At 56.6% G+C, this 22,530-nt stretch carries 22 protein-coding genes; 12 read left to right on the forward strand and 10 right to left on the reverse strand.

From position 1 onward, the window contains the following. Positions 1-45: 45 nt before the first annotated feature. Positions 46-663 carry a GTP cyclohydrolase II gene (ribA, locus tag VIH17_11245; protein HEY4683806.1) on the forward strand — a complete coding sequence of 206 codons (618 nt, stop codon included), beginning with the start codon at positions 46-48 and terminating at the stop codon, positions 661-663. Here the strand turns inward: ribA and thiS are convergent. Further along, entirely contained in the window at positions 612-872 is a 261-nt protein-coding gene (gene thiS / locus VIH17_11250) for a sulfur carrier protein ThiS (protein ID HEY4683807.1), read from the reverse strand. The two genes, ribA and thiS, sit on opposite strands and share 52 nt — an antisense overlap. Positions 873-882: 10 nt before the next feature. Then, a complete protein-coding gene (locus VIH17_11255; protein ID HEY4683808.1) occupies positions 883-1,476 on the reverse strand; it encodes a hypothetical protein in 594 nt (197 codons plus the stop codon). Positions 1,477-1,580: 104 nt separating this feature from the next. On the opposite strand from VIH17_11255, the gene VIH17_11260 reads away from it, so the two are divergent. From VIH17_11260 to VIH17_11310, 11 genes are read left to right on the forward strand one after another with little or no spacing between them, the layout of a single operon-like run. Beyond that, positions 1,581-1,952, forward strand: coding sequence for an NADH-quinone oxidoreductase subunit A (locus VIH17_11260; GenBank protein ID HEY4683809.1), 372 nt, complete (start codon positions 1,581-1,583; stop codon positions 1,950-1,952). A 30-nt stretch (positions 1,953-1,982) separates the two neighbouring features. Beyond that, positions 1,983-2,462, forward strand: coding sequence for an NADH-quinone oxidoreductase subunit C (locus tag VIH17_11265; GenBank protein HEY4683810.1), 480 nt, complete (start codon positions 1,983-1,985; stop codon positions 2,460-2,462). Continuing rightward, the gene (nuoD, locus tag VIH17_11270; protein ID HEY4683811.1) at positions 2,463-3,659 is read left to right on the forward strand and encodes an NADH dehydrogenase (quinone) subunit D; all 1,197 of its coding nucleotides are present in this window, start codon (positions 2,463-2,465) and stop codon (positions 3,657-3,659) included. It begins immediately after the preceding gene. Further along, a complete protein-coding gene (gene nuoF, locus VIH17_11275) occupies positions 3,660-5,480 on the forward strand; it encodes an NADH-quinone oxidoreductase subunit NuoF (GenBank protein ID HEY4683812.1) in 1,821 nt (606 codons plus the stop codon). A gap of 6 nt (positions 5,481-5,486) precedes the next feature. Beyond that, on the forward strand, positions 5,487-7,637 hold the full coding sequence (nuoG, locus tag VIH17_11280) for an NADH-quinone oxidoreductase subunit NuoG (GenBank protein HEY4683813.1): 2,151 nt from the start codon (positions 5,487-5,489) through the stop codon (positions 7,635-7,637). Beyond that, positions 7,637-8,686, forward strand: coding sequence for an NADH-quinone oxidoreductase subunit NuoH (gene nuoH, locus VIH17_11285; protein ID HEY4683814.1), 1,050 nt, complete (start codon positions 7,637-7,639; stop codon positions 8,684-8,686). The genes nuoG and nuoH overlap by 1 nt, the downstream gene beginning before the upstream one ends. Position 8,687: 1 nt before the next feature. Next, positions 8,688-9,188, forward strand: a complete 501-nt coding sequence (locus VIH17_11290; GenBank protein HEY4683815.1) for an NADH-quinone oxidoreductase subunit J — start codon at positions 8,688-8,690, stop codon at positions 9,186-9,188. Between the two features lie 3 nt (positions 9,189-9,191). Continuing rightward, positions 9,192-9,494: an NADH-quinone oxidoreductase subunit NuoK gene (gene nuoK / locus VIH17_11295; GenBank protein HEY4683816.1), complete on the forward strand. Its 303-nt coding sequence runs from the start codon at positions 9,192-9,194 to the stop codon at positions 9,492-9,494. A 13-nt stretch (positions 9,495-9,507) separates the two neighbouring features. After that, on the forward strand, positions 9,508-11,451 hold the full coding sequence (gene nuoL, locus VIH17_11300; protein HEY4683817.1) for an NADH-quinone oxidoreductase subunit L: 1,944 nt from the start codon (positions 9,508-9,510) through the stop codon (positions 11,449-11,451). Continuing rightward, complete coding sequence (locus tag VIH17_11305; protein HEY4683818.1) at positions 11,452-12,963, forward strand: NADH-quinone oxidoreductase subunit M; 1,512 nt, start codon at positions 11,452-11,454, stop codon at positions 12,961-12,963. 3 nt (positions 12,964-12,966) lie between these two features. Further along, positions 12,967-14,421 carry an NADH-quinone oxidoreductase subunit N gene (locus VIH17_11310; protein HEY4683819.1) on the forward strand — a complete coding sequence of 485 codons (1,455 nt, stop codon included), beginning with the start codon at positions 12,967-12,969 and terminating at the stop codon, positions 14,419-14,421. Positions 14,422-14,507: 86 nt separating this feature from the next. On the opposite strand, the gene VIH17_11315 is transcribed toward VIH17_11310, so the two are convergent. The 8 genes from VIH17_11315 to VIH17_11350 form a co-directional block, all read right to left on the reverse strand. Then, positions 14,508-14,825, reverse strand: a complete 318-nt coding sequence (locus tag VIH17_11315; protein HEY4683820.1) for an ATP synthase F0 subunit C — start codon at positions 14,823-14,825, stop codon at positions 14,508-14,510. 91 nt (positions 14,826-14,916) lie between these two features. Further along, positions 14,917-15,732, reverse strand: coding sequence for a F0F1 ATP synthase subunit A (atpB, locus tag VIH17_11320; protein HEY4683821.1), 816 nt, complete (start codon positions 15,730-15,732; stop codon positions 14,917-14,919). 9 nt (positions 15,733-15,741) lie between these two features. Beyond that, positions 15,742-16,146: an ATP synthase subunit I gene (locus VIH17_11325; protein ID HEY4683822.1), complete on the reverse strand. Its 405-nt coding sequence runs from the start codon at positions 16,144-16,146 to the stop codon at positions 15,742-15,744. Positions 16,147-16,402: 256 nt separating this feature from the next. Then, complete coding sequence (locus VIH17_11330; protein ID HEY4683823.1) at positions 16,403-17,866, reverse strand: NADH-quinone oxidoreductase subunit N; 1,464 nt, start codon at positions 17,864-17,866, stop codon at positions 16,403-16,405. After that, positions 17,866-19,476, reverse strand: coding sequence for an NADH-quinone oxidoreductase subunit M (locus tag VIH17_11335; GenBank protein HEY4683824.1), 1,611 nt, complete (start codon positions 19,474-19,476; stop codon positions 17,866-17,868). Before VIH17_11335 ends, VIH17_11330 begins: the two co-directional genes overlap by 1 nt. 10 nt (positions 19,477-19,486) lie before the next feature. Continuing rightward, positions 19,487-21,538: an NADH-quinone oxidoreductase subunit L gene (gene nuoL / locus VIH17_11340; protein HEY4683825.1), complete on the reverse strand. Its 2,052-nt coding sequence runs from the start codon at positions 21,536-21,538 to the stop codon at positions 19,487-19,489. Positions 21,539-21,541: 3 nt separating this feature from the next. Then, complete coding sequence (gene nuoK, locus VIH17_11345) at positions 21,542-21,844, reverse strand: NADH-quinone oxidoreductase subunit NuoK (protein ID HEY4683826.1); 303 nt, start codon at positions 21,842-21,844, stop codon at positions 21,542-21,544. A 9-nt stretch (positions 21,845-21,853) separates the two neighbouring features. Continuing rightward, on the reverse strand, positions 21,854-22,360 hold the full coding sequence (locus VIH17_11350; GenBank protein HEY4683827.1) for an NADH-quinone oxidoreductase subunit J: 507 nt from the start codon (positions 22,358-22,360) through the stop codon (positions 21,854-21,856). Between the last annotated feature and the right edge of the window lie 170 nt (positions 22,361-22,530).

Raw genomic sequence — 22,530 nt, forward strand, 5'->3', positions numbered from 1 at the left:
GCTTGTGGAGGCGAGGCAGTGCTTCTATAATGAAGGGTTTTGGTTATGCGCAAAAGAGTGAAGACGGCGGGAAAACTAAGGATCGCTGCCCGGACGCGGCTGCCCACCCGTTTTGGAACGTTTTCGATTCTGGGTATAGCAGCTGGCGAAAACAAGGACGCGGCGGTGGTGTTGCAGATGGGGCGACCCAAGGCCGCGCGAGCAACTCTGGTTCGCATCCATTCGCAGTGCCTCACCGGCGACGTTTTTGGTTCGCAGCGATGCGATTGCCGGGGGCAACTGGAACTCGCCCTGCGGCGAATCGCCCGGCGGAGAGAGGGGCTGTTGATTTATTTGCCCCAGGAAGGCCGCGGCATCGGCCTGATGAACAAACTCATGGCCTATCAACTCCAAGACCGCGGGATGGACACGGTGGAAGCGAATCGGAAGCTTGGGTTCGGTGCCGATCACCGAGACTACCGACTGCCGGCAGCGATCCTGAAATTAATGAACATTGGCCGTGTCGAATTGCTGTCAAACAATCCGGAGAAGGTGAGACAACTCGAAGAGAACGGAATCGAAGTAATACGGCGAATCCCCTGCGAGACGAAACCTTCGCAGATGACGCAATCCTACCTGCGTACCAAGAAAGAGAAGCTGGGCCACCTGATCAGGTACGTGTAGAGCTGCATCTCTCCGCCACCAACGAACTGAACAATCTCCAAGGAATCGTTTTCGGCAAGAAAGACTTCCGCCCACCGTTCTCGAGGAATGATTTGGCGGTTGCGCTCGATGGCGATACGGTCGGGCGACAGGCTGAGGTGTTCAAGAAGGGTGAACAAGGTCCACCCGTCCGGCAACTCACTCTGTTGACCATTGACTGTGAGTTTCATTGCCCCTTCCCTATTCTTTTCGCCGGACAGTGTAGCGCACCTCATCGGTGAGCGTGCCCGAAGCTGCCCGGATGCGGAGTTCCGCCCGGCCAGCCGAGAGGGAGGGAAGCGGGAGACGAAAATCAATCCGGCCGCCACCGTTGGTGGTGCCCTGGACTTGGACGGGGGGAGAGCCGGCTGAGTGTAAGCTCACCTCTACGCGGACGTTTGCCAGCGATTGTCCAGCAGGACGGCCCTTGACCTCGATTTGAAACAACGCCTCAGCAGTCCGAAGGCAGCTAGCAGGATTGAGAAGCAAAATCTGAATTCCGGTGGGAGGAGCAAGAGCCGCTGCAATCGCGCCAGCGCGAATGGCCTCGATGACAGCGCGGTGCTGGGCTTCAAGCAAACGGCCAATATGATCGGCAGAAAAACTGGGAGTTCCGAGGAGATGGCCGTAGGACTCCACCCTCTTTGCCAGGACACGCCCACCCAGATAGACCACCGTGTCCACAAAAGGGTGATGGGGCCCGTGATCCTCGGTCTGCACGTGGTAGGTGATGTCGCCGACTCTAACAGTCGTATTGAATCCGAAGATCCCAGACCGAGGCGACTCTTGCTCCACGATTCCCTCTGCCGGCCGGCGGGAAAGACCTTGACAAAGACAAGTAGCGCGATATAGTCAACTTTTGAGACTCGCTCGCTTCACGAAGTATACAATGCATCGTCATGGCTAACAACTACCTCGATGCTTATGCACCCCTGCTAATTCATCTACTGCTTGCCGCTGCTCTCGCCGGAGGGATCATCCTGATTTCCGGGTTGGTTGGGACCCATCGTCGGAATCTGGCGAAGATGTCACCTTATGAGTGCGGGATGACGCCGCTAGGGACAGCGCGGGAAAGGTTTTCGGTGAAGTTCTACCTTGTGGCTATGCTATTCATCCTGTTCGACGTGGAAGCGGTATTTCTCTATCCCTGGGCGGTGGTCTATCGCGAGCTGAAAATGTTTGGTTTTGCTGAGATGTTTCTGTACATTGCGATCATTCTCGCCGGTTTTGTTTACAGTTGGAAGAAGGGTGCCCTGGACTGGAACCAGTGATGGAAATCCGCGCGGGCTTCCTTTACAAGCATGACAATCCGGGCCGAACTAGAAAGCAATCTCATTATCCGCAAGTTAGCCGCGTTTGATCCTGCCAGCGTTGTGGGAGCCGAACTCTTCCGCGATGAGTTAACGATAGAAGTGCAAGGCGGGGCAATTCGACGCGTTGCCGAATTTCTCTGCCAGGATGAGGAACTGCAGTTCCGGTATCTGGCCGATGTGACAGCAGTGGACCGCCACCCTGTGGAACCGCGCTTCGAAGTTAATTATCACCTCTATTCCCTGCTGCTTCGGCAATGGCTACGTGTCAAGGCACGGGTGGGCAGTGAAACGCCCACGCTCGAGTCGGTCACTCCCGTCTGGCCCGGTGCCAACTGGCATGAGCGCGAGACGTTTGACCTATTCGGGATCCGGTTTGCCGGGCATCCGGATTTGCGCCGAATCCTGATGCCAGAAGATTGGCAGGGACATCCGCTGCGGCGTGACTATCCGACGGAAGGATTCCGCTAAATGGGGCACCCGATTCACACTTTGGCCGGGGCAGGCGAAACCATGGTGCTCAACATGGGACCCCAGCACCCGTCCACTCACGGTGTCCTGCGGGTGCTTTTGGAATTGGACGGCGAGACAGTGGTTCGAGCCTATCCGGACATCGGCTACCTTCATACGGGAATCGAAAAATCTTGCGAAGCGAAGACCTACTCGCAGGCCATCACGCTGACCGACCGGCTGGATTATCTGGCGCCGCTGTCCAACAACCTTTGCTATTGCCTGGCGGTGGAAAAGCTTTTGGGAATTGAGGCGCCACCGCGAGCGCAGATCCTTCGCGTGCTGTTGACCGAACTGACGCGCATTGCCAGCCACCTGGTCTGGCTGGGTACGCATGCCATCGATATCGGCGCGATGTCGGTGCTTCTCTACTGTTTCCGGGAACGGGAAGAGATCTTGAAGATCTTTGAACTGGTCTCCGGACAGCGAATGATGACGAGTTACTTTCGGATTGGAGGACTGGCGCTTGAGCCGCCGCCAACGTTTCTGAAGAGAGTCGAGGCTTTAGTGGACTTGATGCCCGGGCGGATTGACGAGTATGAAGAGCTGTTGACCAAGAACAAGATCTGGCTGGGCCGAACGAAAGGCGTGGGGGTTCTGAGCGGTGAGGACGCGCTGGCGATGGGAGTTTCCGGTCCGACGCTGCGCGCATCAGGCGTCGGCTGGGATCTGCGCAAGAGCAACCCGTACAGCGGTTACGACAAGTTTGCGTTTGTTGTGCCAACCCAAACGGCAGGCGATGTCTATGCTCGATACCTCGTGCGAGTGGCGGAGATGAGGGAGTCGCTCAGAATTGTCCGCCAAGCCGCGGAAGGGTTGCCCGAGGGGCCAGTGCGAGCAGATGCCCCGGGAATCGTTCTTCCGGAGCGCGAGCAGATGAAGACGGAGATGGAGGCGCTGATCTATCACTTCAAGATTGTGGCAGAGGGATTCACTCCCCCGCCGGGGGAGGTGTACCAAGCCATCGAATCGCCAAGAGGGCAGCTTGGGTTTTACGTGGCGAGTGACGGCAGCGCCAAACCGTTGCGGGTGAAAGTGAGAGCCCCCTCGTTCTCGAACCTAGCGGCACTGCCACGGATGATAGAGGGACGGCTGATTGCCGATGCGGTGGCGTGCATCGGTTCCATTGACATCGTTCTGGGAGAAATCGACCGCTAGATGATGCAGCTTTCAGAAAAACTCGAAACGAAGTTTGCGGAGCTGCTGAGGCGCTACCCGCGGAAGAGGTCGGCGCTCATCCCGATGCTCCTTTTCGCCCAAGACGAGACGGGACAGATCTCCGACGAACTCATTGCGGAAATCGCCAAGCGCCTTGACCTGCGAGAACTGGAGGTCGCGGAAACGCTTTCCTATTATTCCATGCTGCGTCGAAAGCCTTGCGGCAAGTACCACTTTCAGGTTTGCACAAACATCTCCTGCATGTTGCGCGGGGGGAATGAGATTTTTGAACGCGCCAAGAAGCGACTGGGAATCGGTCACAGGCAAACGACCGCCGATGGGCTGTTTTCCCTAGAGGAAGTGGAATGTATAGGGGCTTGCAGCGGAGCTCCGGCCATGCAGGTGAATTACGACTACTACGAAAATCTAAGCACGACGCGGGTGGAAGAGATCCTAGACAAGCTGCGCGCGGGAAAAGATCCAAAACCAACGAAGATCACCAGCGGCACGCTGCGCCCTCAGCGTCACCCTTCCGAAGTCCCCGTCATCAGCCGGCGGTTCGGGTTGCCCAACTCTGCGAGCATTGACACCTATTTGCAGAACGATGGCTACAAGGGTCTCGAGAAGGCCCTAAAGCAGATGACACCCGAGCAGGTGATCGAAGAGGTGAAAAGGTCTGCACTTCGCGGACGAGGTGGAGCGGGGTTTTCAGCGGGCATGAAGTGGAGCTTTGTGCCGAAAGATACGAAGAAGCCAAAGTACGTGATCGCCAACGCCGATGAAAGCGAGCCGGGCACATGCAAGGACAGGCCGCTCATGGAAATGGATCCGCACCAATTGATCGAAGGGATAGTTATTGCTGGGGTGGCGGTGGGGGCGCATCAGGGCTACATCTATATTCGCGGCGAGTATCGCTACGTGATGAATATCCTCGACCGAGCCGTCGAGGAAGCTTACGACCACGGCTACCTGGGAAAGAACTTGATGGGCACCGGCTTCGATTTTGATCTCTGGACGCACACCGGAGCCGGAGCATACGAGTGTGGGGAAGAATCAGCGCTGATGGAATCGCTTGAGGGAAAGCGCGGTTACCCGCGTATCCGGCCACCTTTCCCGGCAGTGGTGGGGCTGTATGGCTGCCCGACTGTGATCAACAATGTGGAGACGCTTTCATCGGTGCCGGCAATCATCCGGCAAGGCGGGGAATGGTACGCCTCGCTGGGGACGCCGAAAAACGGCGGGACCCGCATGTTTGTGCTTTCCGGGCATGTGAACAAGCCGGGTGTATACGAGTTGCCCATGGGCTTTCCGCTGCGGCGACTCATCGAAGAGGTTGGCGGCGGGTGCTGGAAAGGCAGAAAGGTGAAGGCAGTGATCCCCGGCGGGTCGTCCACGCCGGTGCTGACGGCGAGCCAACTTGACACGCCCTTGGACTTCGACTCGGTGGCGAAAGCGGGCTCCATGTTGGGGTCGGGGGCAGTGGTCGTGATGGACGAAGAGACCTGCATGGTCGAAGTGGCGAGACGGATTATGCAATTTTATGCGCATGAATCGTGCGGCTGGTGCATCCCTTGCCGGGAAGGGACGGCGTGGCTGAAGAAAATGCTTGACCGTTTTCACGGCGGCCTTGGGCGACGCGAGGATATTCCACTGATCGGCGAACTCTCAAGGAACATGCTGGGCAGAACCTTTTGCCCTTTCGGCGACGCGGCGGCGATGCCGACGATCAGCATCGTGGAAAAATTCAGGGGTGAATTCGAAGCGCACCTGAATGGCAGATGTCCTTTTGTCGCTCGGGAGCTGGCTGCTGCGAACCGGTAGATTGCCATGGCAGATCAAGTGACCGTTACCATCGACGAGCAGAAAGTCAGCGTGGGTGCGGGCAGCCTTGTGATCGAGGCAGCGAAAGCCCTGGGGATTTCGATTCCTTCTTTCTGCTATTATCCAGGGCTTTCTTTGCAGGGTGCCTGCCGGATGTGTCTGGTTGAGGTGGAAAAAGTTCCGAAACTACAAACTGCCTGCACGCTTGTTGCCCAGGAAGGGATGGTGGTGCGGACTCAGACGCGACAGGTGGTTGAAGCGCGAAAGTCAATGGTCGAGTTTCTGCTGACGAACCACCCGCTCGACTGTCCGGTGTGCGACAAGGGGGGCGAGTGCGAATTGCAAGACATGACGGTTCGCTATGGACTTGCAAGCAGCCGCTTCGTGGAAGAGAAGATTCACATTCCGGAGCAGAAGTTTTCCCCACTGGTGTACTTTGACGCTCCCCGTTGTATTCTCTGTTTCCGCTGCGTGCGCGTTTGCGACGAAGCGATGGACGTCAAGGCGCTGGGAGTAGGCGAGCGGGGCGCCTATTCCGTCATATTGCCCAATCAGGGCGAACGGCTCGATTGCGAGGAATGCGGGATGTGCATTGACATCTGCCCGGTGGGTGCCCTGACGAGCGGGACGTATCGCTACAAGACTCGCCCGTGGGAGCTGCGCTATGTGGGCACGATCTGCACCCATTGCGGCGATGGGTGCAAGACCACGCTCGGCGTGCGGGCAGATAGTATTGTCCGTGCAAACAACCGCGATCGAAGCGGCGTCAACGGCGAGTTCCTTTGCGCAAAGGGCCGATTTGGGTTCGACTTTACCGAAAGCAAAGCTCGCCTCCGACAACCTTTGATCCGGCGCGACGGCAGGCTGCAACCAGCGAGCTGGGAGGAGGCGTTCGAATGGGTGGCGGCCCGGCTCAAAGGAATCCGGAAAGAATACGGGCGCGAGGCCATCGGGGTGGCCGGCTCGAGCCGCAATACGAACGAAGAATGCTACTTGTTGCAGCGTTATGCCCGCCAGGTTCTCGGTACACCTCACATAGACCATGTCCGGAGCGCTGACTACGGCGGCCTTGTGGCGGGCGTTTCCCAAAGCGCCGGGGCGTCGTTCGCTCGCTGCGCCGATTTTGCAGAGGCGCGGACCCTCTTGCTGATCGGAAATGATCCGACGCAACAGCATCCTCTTCTGGCGTACAACCTCCGGCAAGCGGTGCGACGGATGGGGGCGCGGCTCTTCATCCTCGGCTTCCAGGAGATCAAGCTAAAGCGACAGGCTCGGCAGATGGTGGTCATACCCGAAGGCGAGATGGATCAGGCCATCGGACACCTGCTGAGGGGAAAGTCTTCCCTGCCCCGTGATGTGGCAACCCAGCTCGATGACCTCAAGACGCAGCTTGCCGCGGCACCCGAGATGGCCGTGGCTTTCGGGTCGGAGGTGACAGGCGAGAGCATCTACGACCTGGTGGCGTTCGCCACCGCCGGCGGCAGGATGGCCAAAATCGCCGCCCTGGGGGACTACGTCAATTCCCGGGGCGCAAGCGACATGGGCGCCCTGCCGGAGTTTTTGCCAGGGTACGTTCGCACGAACGAGCCGGGGATGACATTGCGAGAGATGTTCAGAAGCAGGGGAAAGATTCGGGCACTTCACGTTGTCGGGTCGGATCCGGCGAAAGAGTTGAGGCTTCCGGCGGGCTGGCGCAATGCCTTTGAGCTGGTGGTGGTACAAGATCTTTTCTTGACGGCAACGGCCCAGGATGCCGACGCTGTTTTTCCCGCGGCAAGCTTGTACGAGAAGGATGGGACGGTGACGAACACCTACGGAGAAGTGCAACCGGTCAGGCGGGCGATTCATCATGCCAGCGTCCGCACGGATTTCGACATCATTCGAATTCTGGCGCAACTCATGGGCGGAGAATTGAAGTTGAGATCGCCTGAGTCAGCCTGGGAAGAAATTCGCGTTACGGTGCCCGGGTACGGCGTTTCAACAGAGGGAGTGTTGGTTGGGCAGGCGTGCAAGACGACGCCCAAGATTTCCGACTCCGGGCGCAGGATCGCCGCGAACGGCGTCTTTTCTGCGAATGACACGCTGTTCACATCGGGAACGCTCGGCGAATACTGCGAGATCATTCAGTCTCTCCCCGAGGCGCAGGTTTCAAAATAATGAGCTGGCTCGAAACCCATCCCGTCCTTTTTGCCGGTCTGCTCAAGAGCGCGGCATTGCTGCTCATGCTGCTGATGGTGGTCGGCTACATGGCATGGTTTGAACGAAAGCTGGTGGCACATATCCAGTCGCGCTGGGGCCCTTACCGCGTGGGGCCACACGGATTGCTTCAACCCATCGCCGATGCTCTCAAGTTCCTGTTCAAAGAGGACATGACGCCAGCCGGAGTGGATCGATTCGTGTACTACCTGGCGCCCTTTCTGAGCCTCGCATTGGCAGTTGTTTCCATTGCTCTGATCCCGTTTGGCCCAGGGACGATCTCCGTTTTGGGACAACGCAGCCCACTCGTGATCGCTGACTTGAGCATCGGGGTCCTCGCTCTATTTGCGATTACCTCGCTCGGGGTGTACGGGGTCGCGCTGGCAGGATGGTCTTCCAATAGCAAGTACCCCTTGCTGGGCGGGCTGCGCAGTTCAGCGCAAATGCTAAGCTACGAGTTGGCGATGAGTTTTTCAGTGATTGGGGTCCTGCTGGTCGCAGGAAGCTTAAACCTGCGAAGTATTGTAGAGTCACAGTCGGGGACATGGCTGGGGTTCATCCCCAGGTGGTACGTGTTCCCCCAGTTGGTGGGCTTTGCCGGTTACATCATCGCGGCAATCGCTGAGACGAACCGGTTGCCCTTCGATTTACCGGAAGCTGAGACCGAGCTAGTGGGGGGGTTTCACACTGAATACAGCAGCTTCAAGTTTGCGGCGTTCTTTATGGCCGAGTACTCGAACATGGTCACGGTCTCCTGTTTAGCAACGATTTTGTTTTTTGGCGGATGGCTGGGGCCGAGTTTCGGCCCGACGTGGTTGCAAGCTGTGCTGCCAACGGTGTGGTTTCTGGCCAAGGTTTTTGTCTTTCTCTTTGCCTACGTGTGGATCCGAGGTACGTTGCCGCGCTTTCGCTACGACCAGTTGATGGCCTTCGGGTGGAAGTTTCTGCTGCCGCTGGCCATTGCAAACTTGCTGGTAACATCCCTAATCATCGCCCTGCGGGCGAGTTGAGATGAGCATACAACTGGCGCTTTTTCTGATTTTTGGCGGCCTGGCGGTGACGGCAGCCATCAGCCTGATCTTACAACGCCAGCCCATCCACAGCGCCATATCACTGATCGTGGTCATGGTGTCGCTGGCAGCGCTCTATCTGCTTCTTGCTGCGGAATTCATTGCGGCCGTGCAGATCATTGTCTATGCGGGGGCCATCATGGTGCTCTTTGTCTTTGTCATCATGCTCCTCAACGCCGGTCAGGAGGAACGCACCAATCTGAGCCGGATGGCGCGATATGTGGGTCTGCCCCTGGGGACCGTCCTGACCGGGGAGTTGGCCTATTGGATTTACCGAGCCACACCCGAAGGGGCGCTTGTGGACCCGAACCATTTCATCGGACGGACGGAGTTGATCGGGCGGGATCTCTTCCGGGAATACGTTCTGCCGTTCGAGCTGACGTCGATTTTGATCTTGATAGCAATTCTGGGGGCCGTGGTTCTGACGAAAAAGGAGCTTTAGCGAATGGTACCTGTTTCCTACTATCTGGTGTTGAGCGCGATTCTGTTTGGGATCGGAGTAGTTGGATTCATCTTCAAGCGAAATCTGATTGCCATCTTTATGTGCATTGAACTGATGCTGAACGCGGTCAACCTCAGCTTTGTGGCATTTTCGCATTACCTCGAAAAACTGAGCGGACAGATCTATGTCTTTTTCGTGATTGTCGTGGCGGCGGCAGAGGCAGCAGTCGGCCTGGCGATCATTTTGCTCGTGTTTCGGAACCGCGAATCGCTAAACGTGGAGCGGGTTAACCTGTTGAAGTTGTAGCGAGCTGCGAACCATGATTCTGCACCATTTGTGGATCATCCCAGTCTTACCCTTGCTTGGGGCTGCGCTCAACGGGCTTCTCGGGAAAAGAATCCCGCAGCGAACGGTGAGTTGGATCGGAAATGGCAGTGTGGGGCTAGCCTTACTTGCCGTGCTCGAGCTGGCAAGAGAAATGGCCTTTCTGCCCCCCGAGAAACTTCCCTGGATCAGCCGGCCATTTACCTGGATTGTTGCCGGAACTTTCCGAGCCGATTTCACGCTCTATCTGGACCAGCTAAGCCTGGTGATGCTGCTTGTGGTCGCGGGAGTGGGCTTTCTCATCCACATCTATTCGGTCGGCTACATGTCACAGGAAGGAGGCTACTACCGTTTTTTTGCCTATCTCAACCTCTTCATGTTCTTCATGTTGCTTCTCGTGCTGGCGGGGAATTATTTGCTGCTCTACGTGGGCTGGGAGGGCGTTGGGCTTTGTTCGTATCTTCTCATTGGTTTTTACTTCCTGCGGAAGAGCGCGGCGGATGCCGGCAAGAAAGCATTCATCGTGAATCGCATAGGCGATTTCGGGTTTTCGCTGGGTGTGCTGCTCCTGTTCTGGACTTTCGGGTCGGTGGAATATGACAAGATTTTTGGTTTGGTTGCGGAGCGACCGATAGAGCAGGCCGGGTTCGGGGTGATGACCGTCATCGGATTCCTGCTGTTGACCGGAGCCATCGGAAAATCGGCGCAATTACCGCTTTATGTCTGGCTGCCTGACGCCATGGAGGGCCCGACGCCGGTGAGCGCGCTGATCCACGCCGCGACGATGGTAGCGGCGGGTGTGTACATGGTGGCGCGGTCAAACATCATCTTCACGCATGCGCCGAAGGCTATGGCAGCGGTGGCGGTAGTGGGCTGTGTCACTGCGATCTACTCCGCATCCATCGGGCTCGTGCAGACCGACCTCAAGCGTGTGCTCGCCTACTCGACGATCAGCCAGCTTGGCTACATGTTCCTGGCATGCGGCGTGGGCGCTTTTGCGGCAGGGATCTTTCACCTGATGACACACGCCTTTTTCAAGGCGCTACTCTTTCTTGCGGCGGGAAGCGTGATCCACGCACTGAGCGGGCTCCAGGATATTCGCGAAATGGGCGGGATCCGGAAAAGGATCCCAACCACGTATTGGACCTTCTTGGTGGCAACGCTAGCGATTTCGGGCGCGCCGCTTTTTTCCGGATTCTTCAGTAAGGACGAGATTCTCTGGCAGACCTACTCGAGCCCATATGGGAGCAAAGTGCTGTGGGGAATAGCGGTGGTCGCCACAGGAATGACAGCTTTCTACATGTTTCGCCTGGTCTTTCTGACCTTTCACGGGACCCGGCGATTCGACGAACGCAAAGTGCACGTACATGAGTCCCCGCGCATCATGACACTGCCGCTCATCGCCCTGGCAATTCTTTCGGTAATCGGCGGATACGTCGGCATTCCAAAAGTACTGGGCGGCGGCAATCGTTTTGAAGAATATCTGGCGCCTGTTTTCGCGCCGGCCAATCGCGGATGGTTGGCTGCGGCGGCGACATACAGCCATGCAACGGAGCTAGGTGTGATGGTCCTAGCCCTAGGAGCAGCCGCGGCGGGATTTCTCATCGCCTATGTCTTCTATTTGCGCCGGCCGCAACTGGCGGAGCAGGTCTCCCAGAATTTTCATGGTCTGTACCGGTGGCTACTGAGGAAGTACTACGTGGACGAACTGTACGACGCGGCGATCGTCCATCCGGTTCACTGGGTCTCTGACCGACTGTTCTGGCGGGCAGTGGATGTCGGTGTGGTGGACGGCGCGGTGAACGGCCTAGCTGACCAAGCCAGAAGCGCGGGCGATCGGCTCAGAAGAATCCAGTCGGGCAATACACGGAGCTACGCCGGCTGGGTGGTAGTGGGGACAACAGTGATCCTGACTTTCCTAATCCTGGGATTGCAGTAGATGGGCAAGTCGGCGCTATTGACGGCGGTGATCTTCCTGCCGCTTGCCGGCGGAGCCATTCTTCTTTTGTTTCGAAAGACGGCTGAGGAAGCCATTCGGCGGGTGGCTCTGGGAACGGCGGTTGCCGAATTTGGCGTTTCCTTACTGCTGGTAGCCGGATTCGATCCCGGGAGAGGAACGTACCAATTCGAACTGATACGTCGGTGGATTGTTTCGCCCCCGATTCACTACCACATTGGTTTGGACGGCATCAGCCTGTTCCTCATCTTGCTCGTCACTTTCCTGACGCCGCTGGCGATGCTTGCTTCCTGGCGAAGCATCCAGACGCGGGTGAAGGAATTTTTCCTGATGATGCTGGTGCTCGAGACGGGCATGATCGGCGTGTTTGCTTCCCTTGATCTCTTCCTCTTCTACGTCTTTTGGGAAGTGATGCTGATCCCCATGTATTTTGTGATTGGGGTTTGGGGCCACGAGCGACGAATCTACGCTGCGGTCAAGTTTGTGCTTTTCACGATGGCAGGGTCCGTGCTGATGCTGGTGGCGATCATCTGGCTTTACAACTTTACCGGAACGTTTGACCTGCCGCAGATCCAACTGATACTGGCGTCCGGGTTGAAGGAGTTGGCGCCGCGAACAGAATTGTTGCTGTTCCTGGCGTTTTTCGTCGCCTTTGCGATCAAGGTTCCGCTTTTCCCTTTCCACACGTGGCTACCGGACGCGCACGTGGAAGCGCCGACAGCGGGCTCGGTGATTCTGGCTGGTGTCCTATTGAAGATGGGCACCTATGGCATGTTGCGCTTCTGCCTGCCGTTGTTCCCGCAAGCGTCCAGGGATTCAGCCCCGGCAATCTGTGTTTTGGCAATCATCGGGATCCTCTACGGGGCGCTGGTGGCGATGGTCCAGCCAGATATCAAGAAGCTGGTGGCATTTTCTTCGGTCAGCCACCTGGGTTTCGTGGTGCTGGGAATTTTCGCCTTCAACGTGCCGGGAATTGAGGGAGCCATCTATCAGATGTTGAATCACGGCGTCTCGACCGGCGCGCTCTTTGTGATGGTGGGGATGCTCTATGACCGGCGTCATACGCATCTGATATCCGAATTTGGGGGCTTGGCGACGCCGATGCCAATCTTTTCAAGCTTGTTCCTTTTCGTTTGCCTGTCATCCCTTGGGCTGCCGATGCTGAACGGATTTGTGGGCGAATTCCTGATACTGGTCGGCGTGTTTGGAGTCAACGTTTACCGGGCGGTGGCGGCGGCGCTGGGGGTGATTCTGTCGGCGGTGTATCTACTTTGGATGTACCAGCGGACCGTCTTCGGTGGAGTAACGCAAAAAAGGAATCGGGCGTTGCCTGATTTGAATTGGAGAGAAAAGGCGATTTTAATACCCATCGCGGTCATGATTCTGTGGATGGGAGTCGCTTCACCGATGTTCACAAGCAGGATGGAAGCCTCCACTCAACAACTGATTCAGCAGATGGAGCCGGCGGCTGGCTACCGGCTGGCGCAGAAGTAGCCGATGACGTTTTCGAACACCGATCTGATTCGCATTCTCCCCGAGCTCATTCTGTGCTTCGGCGGCGTCGTGGTGATGGTGCTCGAGCCATTTCTGCCGCGCCACAAGAAGCCACTTCTCATGCCACTTGCGTTGTTCAGCATGATTCTGGCTCTCGCGAGCGTGCCCTGGCAGTCCTCTGCACCAGGCACGGGCTTTAATAGCATGATCGTGGTGGACGGATTCAGCGCGTTTCTGCATCTCCTGGTGTTGCTCATCGGCATTTTGACGGCGTTGATCTCTTCCGCATATTTGCAGCGCGAAGGCGAGACGCATGGCGAATATTACGCCTTGCTGCTCTTCGGAACGGCCGGCATGGGGATCATGGCTGGGGCGAACGAGCTGGTGACCGTTTTTCTCGGGCTTGAGATTTCCTCCCTTGCGACCTACATCCTGGCGGGCTTTCGCAGAGGGGCGCTCAAGTCGAATGAATCAGCGCTGAAATATTTTCTGCTGGGATCTTTTGCTGTGGGCTTCCTGCTCTACGGCATTGCACTGCTGTATGGGGGGACGGGAACGACGGTCTTGCCTGAAATTCGAGCGGTATTGGAAAGAGGGGCGGAGAACCGGACGTTTGTGTGGCTTGGCGCGGGGATGCTGATGGTCGGGTTGGGATTCAAAGTGGCGGCCGCGCCGTTCCAGGTGTGGACGCCGGACGTATATGAAGGAGCACCAACTCCGATTACGGCTTTCCTCTCGGCAGGCCCAAAGGCGGCAGCCTTTGCGGTTTTCTTGAGGGTATTCCACACGGCTCTGTGGCCAGGGAATGAGCGCTGGTTTTGGGTGATTTGGGTGATGGCAGTGCTGACGATGTTTGTCGGAAACCTGGCGGCGCTCGTCCAGGGCAATATCAAACGCATGCTGGCCTATTCCTCGATCGCCCATGCCGGCTATATCCTGATAGCGTTTGCGGCGCGCAGCGAAATTGGATTAGCCGCCGCGCTCTTCTATCTTGTGGCTTACGCGATGATGAAGCTGGGAGCGTTTACGATCGTTTCTCACCTGGGCGGACAAGGTGAGAAGCACGTCGAGATCGAAGAGTATGCCGGGCTGGGGACACGCCAGCCGCTCCTGGCCGCCTGTTTGACCCTCTACCTGTTGTCGTTGATAGGTCTCCCGCTGACAGCGGGATTTTTGGGGAAGTTCTATATCTTTCAGGCGGCACTGCGAGCGGATTTGGTCTGGCTGGTGGTGCTCGGCGTCGTTAACAGCGCCATCTCGGTGTACTACTATCTGCGCGTCGTGGTTGTGATGTACATGAAGGAGCCAACAGAAGAATTGCAGCCGGCTGCCCTTCCCCACTCGGTCAGTTTTGTTCTTGCCCTGACAACCTTGGCAGTGCTTGGGCTGGGGATCTTCCCCGGCGGCATTGTCAGTCTGGCGTCGGTCGCGTCCCGCTCTATCCTACCGGTGCGCTGAAAGGTCAAATCCCGGAAACCGGGTTTCCAAAAAAGAAAAGAGGAAGCCTGCGACTTCCCCCAAAGCACTCGAATCGACCTGATCGGCTACTTGACCTTGATGAAGATGATCGCGAAGGTGTAGAGCGCCATGGACTCGATCAGAACGAGCGCCAAAATGAGCGCGAAACGAATCGCTGGCGCAGCGCCCGGATTGCGAGCGAGGCCTTCGGCTGCGGCGGCGGTCGCGCGTGCCTGCGCGTAACCACAGGCCGCTGAAGCAATGGCCATAGAGAAACCAGCCGTGAGCGCAACCCAATTGACTGGGAGGGAAGAATTTCCGGGGCTGCTCTCAGCGGCGAGCACTGGGGTAGCAAGGCCGAGCAGCAGCAATGCGAAAGCGAAAAACGCAAAGGCTTTTTTCAAGAGACTGCTCCTTTCGTTATGAACGTGGATCAGGCGGTGGCTTCCGGACAACCCTCTTGCAGCCGGAATCACACTGATCGAACAAGCCAGATTAATGCTCTTCCGCCACAGCCCCACTCAAATAAATGATCGGCAGAAGAGTAAAAACAAACCCTTGTAGAACAGCCACAAAGATATGAAGCCCGATAAAAAGAATGGGGAAGGTGAGAGGGAAAAGCAGGATCATCCCACCCACCACAGGCGAAAGATTCCAACCGGCGGAAAACGCAAGCATGGCGAGCCCCAAGAAAACGCCGTAAAGGAGTTCGCTCACGAACATATTGGCAAAGAGACGGACACTCAAGGAAAGAACACGCGCGCCGTGGCTCACCGTCTCGATGATGACCATGAGCGGCGACATGGGCAGCAGGGGTCCAAGAAATTGCTTAAGGTAGCGCCTCGCTCCATGATGGCGGATGCCGGAATAGTGGTAATAAGAGACAGCAACGAGGGCACAGCCGATGGTAACGGTAATGTTGGCGGTCGGCGATTCAAAGCCTGGAATTATGCTAATCAGATTACAAAAAAGCACAAAGAGGCCAACACCCCCAACAACCGGAAGGAACGAGCGACCGTGATGCCCGATGATATCGTCGAGAAGATCGCGGGCCCCGATTCCCATCGGATTGGTGAGCAGCATCTCGCAGAGCTGCTGCATGATACCAGGGCGATTGACCGAGAGACGCGTACGCAACCAACCGAAGAAAACGACCGCCAGAAGAATGACCACCAACTCGACGGCAATGTGGTTGGGAATGGGGTGAGCAGGGTCTGATGCCTTGATGTGAAGAAAGGCAAGAACGGCGGCTACATATTTTCCAAGCAGTTTGTTGACGACGCCCGTGATCCAGAGCTGATGATGTTCCATGACGCGGACTTACCGTCCCCTCGCAACCTCGTAGAGGAATTCGGCGGCCACGGCGGGGACCAAAATAAGCAGGCCACCGATGACAGCCAGTATGGGCACGAGAGAGCGTGAGAAAATAACATAGACCACAACGCCAATCAAGGCGTAGCGCCCGAAAAACTTGAAGTAAGCGAGCTTGGAAGGACGAGCCCGGCCGGCTCGGGCCACTGCTGAAACCGCCTGCGAAATCCACCAGTAGTTGAGCAAGGCAAGCGCCGCTCCAATCAGGAAGCCGACCGCCGCCCGCCAACCCCATCGAAACAGAATGCCAACCGTTCCCAAAAGACCCAAGACGAGAACAAACCGGACCAACCGTCCTTCTGCTCCGGCAAGGAGCCGACGCTCCGACTCAGGGATTTGGCCCGTTGTTGCCACTTCCAAGACCCTCGTCCTTCGGGATTCGACGCAGAACCTCCCGAAGACCTGCAACTAAGCCAACAAACATGAAAATGATTGTTAGGACCGCGCCAGTGTACGCAGGATAGAATCTATGCAATGCACGATCCAAGAGCCAACCGATAAGCAACCCTCCTAGGACAGCGCCCACAAAAACGAACGGAAGCTCCATAGCAATGACCAAAGCGTTCAACAAGGACTGACGGCGCTCTTTGGGCCCTTTGGCCATGGAAACCTAACGGAAGGGCAGAAGCAATGTATATTGAGTGAATTGAATGAAGGGCTGCGGATAGATGCCAATCACCATAGTCATGACGATACTGAAGCCAAGAGCGACCGCAAGGCCCGGGGAGACAATCGCACGCCCGGGCTCGGTCGGCTGGCGCATGAACATGGCGACCACGATTCGGAAGTAATAGTAGAGCGAAACGGCCACGTAGGAAACAGCAATCACCGCGAGAACCGGGTGGTTGGTTTCAATCAAGGAAAGGAAGATGAAGTACTTGCCCCAAAAGCCAGCGGTAGGGGGTATCCCGGCGAGCGAAAGCAAGAAAATGATCATGAGGACGCTGGCAGCCGGATTCTTGAAATAGAGGCCGGACAGATCATCGATTTCGTCGCCGATAAGGTCCTTGCGGCGCATGGCCACGATGACGGCAAACGCGCCCATATTCATGAAGGCGTAAACCAGGAGGTAGATCGCAATCCCCTGCAAGCCATGCTCGTTGCCTGCGACGAGGCCGAGTAGCATGTAGCCGACATGCGAAATGGAGGAGTAGGCGAGAAGGCGCTTGGTGTTGGACTGGGTGATGGCGGCGAGATTCCCCAGGGTCATGGTCGCAACGGCAATGGCCGCCAGAAGATACTGGAAAGTGGCCCAGAGGGCAGGAGCGGGCACGATGGCGGTCATCAAGATACGAAGAAGCATCGCAAAGGACGCGGCCTTGGAGGCAACAGAAACATAGGCGGTAATGGTGGTCGGCGCGCCCTCGTAAACGTCAGGCGCCCATTGGTGAAAGGGCACGGCAGCAATCTTAAAGAACATGCCGGCGGAAAGGGTGACAAGGGCGAGGAGAACGACGGGATCGTTCGAGGGGCGGTTGCCAATCACCTCACCGATTTTTTGTAGATTCGTCGAATTGCTAAGACCATAAAAAAGCGAGAACCCGTAGGCGAGCAGGCCTGAAGAAAACGCGCCGAGGAGGAGGTACTTCATAGCGGCTTCGTTCGAGCGCCGGTCGCGGCGGAAAAAGCCAACGAGGATGTAGAAGGCAATGGCCATCGTTTCCAAAGAGATGAAGAGCACCACGATGTCCATTCCACTTGCCATAAAAAGCATGCCGATGGCGGCAAAAAGGATCAGCGCGTAGTATTCGCCATGATGTTCGGCCTCGATTTCCAGATAGCGGGCCGACATCAAAATGACGAGGGCAGCAGCCGCGAGAACAATCAGGCCGAAGAAGACGTAGAAACGATCCACGACCAAGGCACCGGCGAAGCCAGAGAAGGTCAAATCCCGCATGCGCCAAAGCGCATATCCGGCCACAGCCACACCAAGGAGCGAGACCCAGGCCTGGCGGCGTTTTTGCTCGGGAGGGACAAGAAAGTCGGTCAGCAGGATGAACAAGCCGAAGAGCGCCAGCTCAAGCTGGGGGATGATCATCAAGTAGTCGCTTTTTTGGAAAAACTCATTCCACATCAATGAGTCTCCGCGGCTGTGGGCACGGCAGGCTCAGGCAATGAGGGAGCCGTGACAGCCGGCACCGGCGGTGCAGGTTTGGCAGCGAGAGGGACGCTGTTGCCAGCCCGATAGAATTCCGGATTGACGCGCTGGACGAGCTGGGCTACCGGCTTGTCCAGGATGCGGAAATAGGGCTTGGGGTAAATCCCAATCCAGAAGGCCCAAAGGACCAGCGGTATGAGGGTCATGGCCTCGCGGAGATTGACATCGCGAAGCGCCACGTTGGCTGGATTCTTTACCTCTCCGAACATGGTCCTCTGATAAAGCCACAGTAAATAGGCGGCGCCAAGCACGATGCCGGCGACGGCCCAAGCGGCCCAGGTCTTGCTTACTTGCCAAGCGCCCTGCAAGATTACGAGCTCGCCAATAAAGCCATTGAGCAAGGGAAGCCCGAGCGAGCTAAGCGTGATGATCATGTAGAGGGCGGCGAAATTGGGCATGGGAGTGGAAAGGCCCCCGAATTGGACGATCTCACGAGTGTGCCGCCGTTCGTACAGCAAGCCGACGATCAAGAAGAGCGCCCCGGTCGAGATGCCGTGATTGACCTGCTGGAGAACACTGCCCGAGAGGCCTTGCGGGTTGAGCGCAAAGATGCCAAGCGTACAGAAGCCGAGGTGGCTGACCGAGCTGTAGGCAATCAGCTTTTTCATGTCTTTCTGCATCATGCAGACGAGCGCACCGTAAATAATGGCGACGATGGAAAGCGCAGCCATCGCCCAGACGTATTTTCGCGAAGCGGTGGGCAGCAAGGGCAACGAGAAACGAATGAATCCATAAGTTCCCATCTTCAGGAGGATGCCAGCCAGGATAACGGACCCTGCCGTGGGGGCTTCGACGTGAGCGTCCGGCAACCACGTATGGAACGGGAACATGGGCACCTTGATGGCAAAGCCGACAAAGAAGGCCCAAAAAACCCACATCTCCCAGGTTGCCGGCAGAGAAACTGTTATCAGCTCGGTGTAGTCGAAAGAGTAGATACCCGTTTTCTGATGGTAGTTGAAGTAAAGAGCCAGGATTCCCAACAAAATCAAAACTGAGCCGACCAACGTATAGAGAAAGAATTTGATGGCGGCGTACAGTTTGCGCTCGTGCCCCCAAACGCCGATGATGAAGTACATGGGAACCAGCATCACTTCCCAAAAAACGTAAAAGAGAACGAAATCAAGCGACATGAAGACGCCCAGCATGCCAGTCTGTAAGAGCAAAAAGAGGAAGTAGTATTCCTTGACGCGCTCCTGGATATACGACCAAGAGGACAGGATGGCGAGGAAGCCCAAGACGGTCGTGAGCATGATCAGCAGGAGACTGATGCCGTCAATGCCAAGGAAATACTTTGCGCCAATGGAGGGAATCCAGTCGAGTTTCTCCTGGAACTGAAAGTCCCCGACATCCGCCTGATAACGAAAGACGAGCGGCAAGGAGACGAGGAAGCCTACAAAAGCGGTAATATTCGCCAGCCAGCGAATGGCCGCCTTGTTTTCGCGGCGCAAGAAGAGAATCAAGAAAGCGCCAACGAGAGGCTCAAACAAAACGACCGTCAAGAGATGCTCATTCAACCACTGGATCATTAAGTCTCCTTCAACGCAACAAGTAGTAGCCCAGTAGGAGTAGAACACCCAGAACAATAAAGAGGGCGTAGCCTTGCACAAATCCCGCCTGAATCATTCGCACTGGATAACTCAGGAGGCGAACGAAAAAACCGAAAGCGCGGACGGCACCATCCACAATCCAATTGTCCGTCCACATGGAGCGGCTAGCAGTAAAGCGCGTCAGCCAGCTCGAACCATCCACCCCCCAGCCATCAATGACGCCCAGGTCGAAGGCGGCAAGCGCGGTGCCCGCATCCTTGAAACGATTGACGAAGAGCACATCATAGACTTCGTCCACGTAGTACTTTCTATAAAGCAGCCGATATCCGGCCGAGAATCTCGCTACCAGCTTTTCAGGCGCGTCCGTACGCCTGAGATAGAAGTAATAGGCAAGGAAGATCCCCAGCACGGCCACGAGAACAGAAAAGATCATGAGCTGAATCTCCTGGGTGTGGGCGTGCATGCTCACTGCCAGAACCACATCCGCGCGGCGGCCAAAAACCGGCTGGAGAAAGTGTTCGAAGCGGTTGGAGCCGCCCAGGACCGCTGGGATTCCAACCCATCCGCCGGCGACGGAGAGGAAAGCCAGAATAACGAGCGGAATCGTCATGCTCCTGGGCGACTCGTGGATGTGATGGTCTACCTCGTGAGAATAACGCGGCTGCCCAAAGAAGGTTTTGAAAACCAGACGGAACATGTAAAAGCCAGTCATGCCGGCGGTGAGGACGCCAATCGCCCAGAGGGCTCGATTGCCGAGCGGGCCAGCAAAGGATTGCCAGAGGATTTCGTCCTTGCTGAAAAAGCCGGAAAGACCGGGAATGCCAGCGATAGCCAAAGCAGCGACGAGAAACGTTTTGGCGGTGACGGGAATTTTCTTCCAGAGGCCGCCCATCTTTCGGATGTCCTGTTCCCCGCCCAGAGCGTGAATCACGCTGCCCGAACCAAGAAAGAGCAATGCCTTGAAATAGGCATGAGTCGAGAGATGGAAAATCCCGGCTGCGAATGCGCCCACGCCACAGGCCAGAAACATATAACCGAGCTGACTAATGGTGGAATAAGCCAGAACCCGTTTGATGTCGTTTTGCACAAGGCCCATGGAAGCGGCATAGACGGCGGTAAGGGCACCGACAACGGCGACGACATGCATCGTTGTGGGGGCCAGCGAATAGAGGGCGTGGTTGCGGGCAACCATGTACACGCCGGCGGTGACCATGGTGGCGGCGTGGATGAGGGCACTCACCGGAGTTGGTCCTTCCATGGCATCGGGAAGCCAAACATAGAGCGGAAGCTGGGCCGATTTCCCGATGGCGCCAACAAACAAGAGCAACGTGATGGCGGTGATTACCGGCGCGCCGACGCTGAAATGCATTTCCTCCAGAGCAAGCGGTATTTGGCGGAAATTGATCGTCCCGAGCGTGGTGGCGATCAAAAAAATGCCAAGAAGAAAACCAGAGTCACCGATGCGGTTCACGATGAAGGCCTTTTTGCCGGCGTCAGCGGCACTGCGCCGCAAAAAATAGAAGCCAATCAAAAGATAGGAGCACAGCCCGACGCCTTCCCAGCCCACGAACATGAGCACGATGTTGTTCGCCAGCACAAGAGTCAACATGGAAAACATGAAGAGATTGAGAAAACCGAAGAAGCGGTAGTACCCGCCTTCATGGCCCATGTAGCCGATCGAGTAAACGTGGATGATGAACCCGACACCGCTGACGACCAGAATCATGACAGCCGAGAGGGGATCCAAGAGGAATCCCCATTGGGCGGTGAAGCTGGAGAGATGACCAGAAGAGGTGAGAAAGGAGCCGGCGGGGATCCAATCAAAGAGGATTTTTTCCGCAACGCGCTCGCCCGGCAGGGAAAGAAGCTGCCAGAAGGCACCGACCGAGAACAAAAACGAAAGAAAAACAGAGCCGCAGCACAGCAGGCTGATCAGCCGGTTTTGAAGCCGCCTGCCGGAGAGGAGCATGAGCAAAGCAGTTGCCGCCGGGAACAGCGGGATCAGCCAGAGCTTGTCAATAAAAAAGGGCAGTGGATTCATGCGCTACCACTTGAGTAAATCAATTTCATCCGCGTTAACGGTTTCACGATTACGGAATAGAGCAATCAGGATGCCCAGACCAACAACGACTTCGGCTGCCGCGTCCGTAATGATAAAGATTGCAAAAACCTGCCCGGCCACCGAACCAAGCTGCCGGGAAAACACCACGAGGTTGATGTTAACGGCGTTCAGGATGAGCTCGATAGACATCAGGATGATGACGATGTTGCGCCGAGTGAGGACACCAATCACGCCGATGGTGAAGAGAACCGCGCTGAGCATCAGATAGTTGCTAGTAGGAATCAATGCTTCTCCCTAGAGGCGTCGCTTGGCCATCACCACGGCGCCGATCATGGCTACCAAGAGCAGGATCGATGCAATTTCAAACGGAAGCATATAGTTCTGAAAGAGAGCCAACCCCACTCGTTGAGCGTTGGGCTGAAGGACGTCAGGCGAGGCGGCGGGAAATTGAAAAGCCTCTTTGCCCCGGTAAAGGCCGTAACCCACCTCAGCCGCTACAACCAGCGCTGTCACGATGGCCAAGAGCCATTGCCGGTTGAATTGAACCTGGCGCACAGCGATGTCCAAGTTGACCAACATAATGACAAAGAGAAACAGGACCATAATGCCGCCCACGTACAAAATCACTTGCACAGCCGCCAAAAATTCCGCCTGAAGCTGAAGAAAGATCCCCGCGATAGCGAGGAGGGCCTGAATCAAAAAAATGGCACTATGGACGGCATTGCGCCGCGTAATGACCAAAATGGCCGAGACAACCGCCAGCACGGCAAAGAAATAGAACAACGCCTGAGTCAAAAGCATCACTGCCTCAAAACTACCGCGTATACCTCGTGGGGGTAGGTCCCTGTTCGAGCATGTGCCGGTCCCAGATGGCTCCCTCCCGGCTGTAGCTCGCCAACTCAAAATCCTGCGTCAGTTCCAAGGCGTCCGTCGGACAGGCATCCTCGCACAACCCGCAGAACATGCACCGG

It is taken from the genome of Candidatus Acidiferrales bacterium, from assembly GCA_036514995.1.
Classification (GTDB): domain Bacteria; phylum Acidobacteriota; class Terriglobia; order Acidiferrales; family DATBWB01; genus DATBWB01.

Excerpts from the sequence above, each read along its gene's own strand:
- ribA (HEY4683806.1), top strand. The coding sequence starts at position 46 with ATGCGCAAAAGAGTGAAGACGGCGGGAAAACTAAGGATCGCTGCCCGG.
- thiS (HEY4683807.1), bottom strand. The coding sequence starts at position 872 with ATGAAACTCACAGTCAATGGTCAACAGAGTGAGTTGCCGGACGGGTGG.
- VIH17_11260 (HEY4683809.1), top strand. The coding sequence starts at position 1,581 with ATGGCTAACAACTACCTCGATGCTTATGCACCCCTGCTAATTCATCTA.
- VIH17_11265 (HEY4683810.1), top strand. The coding sequence starts at position 1,983 with ATGACAATCCGGGCCGAACTAGAAAGCAATCTCATTATCCGCAAGTTA.
- nuoD (HEY4683811.1), top strand. The coding sequence starts at position 2,463 with ATGGGGCACCCGATTCACACTTTGGCCGGGGCAGGCGAAACCATGGTG.
- nuoF (HEY4683812.1), top strand. The coding sequence starts at position 3,660 with ATGATGCAGCTTTCAGAAAAACTCGAAACGAAGTTTGCGGAGCTGCTG.
- nuoG (HEY4683813.1), top strand. The coding sequence starts at position 5,487 with ATGGCAGATCAAGTGACCGTTACCATCGACGAGCAGAAAGTCAGCGTG.
- nuoH (HEY4683814.1), top strand. The coding sequence starts at position 7,637 with ATGAGCTGGCTCGAAACCCATCCCGTCCTTTTTGCCGGTCTGCTCAAG.
- VIH17_11290 (HEY4683815.1), top strand. The coding sequence starts at position 8,688 with ATGAGCATACAACTGGCGCTTTTTCTGATTTTTGGCGGCCTGGCGGTG.
- nuoK (HEY4683816.1), top strand. The coding sequence starts at position 9,192 with ATGGTACCTGTTTCCTACTATCTGGTGTTGAGCGCGATTCTGTTTGGG.
- nuoL (HEY4683817.1), top strand. The coding sequence starts at position 9,508 with ATGATTCTGCACCATTTGTGGATCATCCCAGTCTTACCCTTGCTTGGG.
- VIH17_11305 (HEY4683818.1), top strand. The coding sequence starts at position 11,452 with ATGGGCAAGTCGGCGCTATTGACGGCGGTGATCTTCCTGCCGCTTGCC.
- VIH17_11310 (HEY4683819.1), top strand. The coding sequence starts at position 12,967 with ATGACGTTTTCGAACACCGATCTGATTCGCATTCTCCCCGAGCTCATT.
- atpB (HEY4683821.1), bottom strand. The coding sequence starts at position 15,732 with ATGGAACATCATCAGCTCTGGATCACGGGCGTCGTCAACAAACTGCTT.
- VIH17_11330 (HEY4683823.1), bottom strand. The coding sequence starts at position 17,866 with ATGTGGAATGAGTTTTTCCAAAAAAGCGACTACTTGATGATCATCCCC.
- VIH17_11335 (HEY4683824.1), bottom strand. The coding sequence starts at position 19,476 with ATGATCCAGTGGTTGAATGAGCATCTCTTGACGGTCGTTTTGTTTGAG.
- nuoL (HEY4683825.1), bottom strand. The coding sequence starts at position 21,538 with ATGAATCCACTGCCCTTTTTTATTGACAAGCTCTGGCTGATCCCGCTG.
- VIH17_11350 (HEY4683827.1), bottom strand. The coding sequence starts at position 22,360 with ATGCTTTTGACTCAGGCGTTGTTCTATTTCTTTGCCGTGCTGGCGGTT.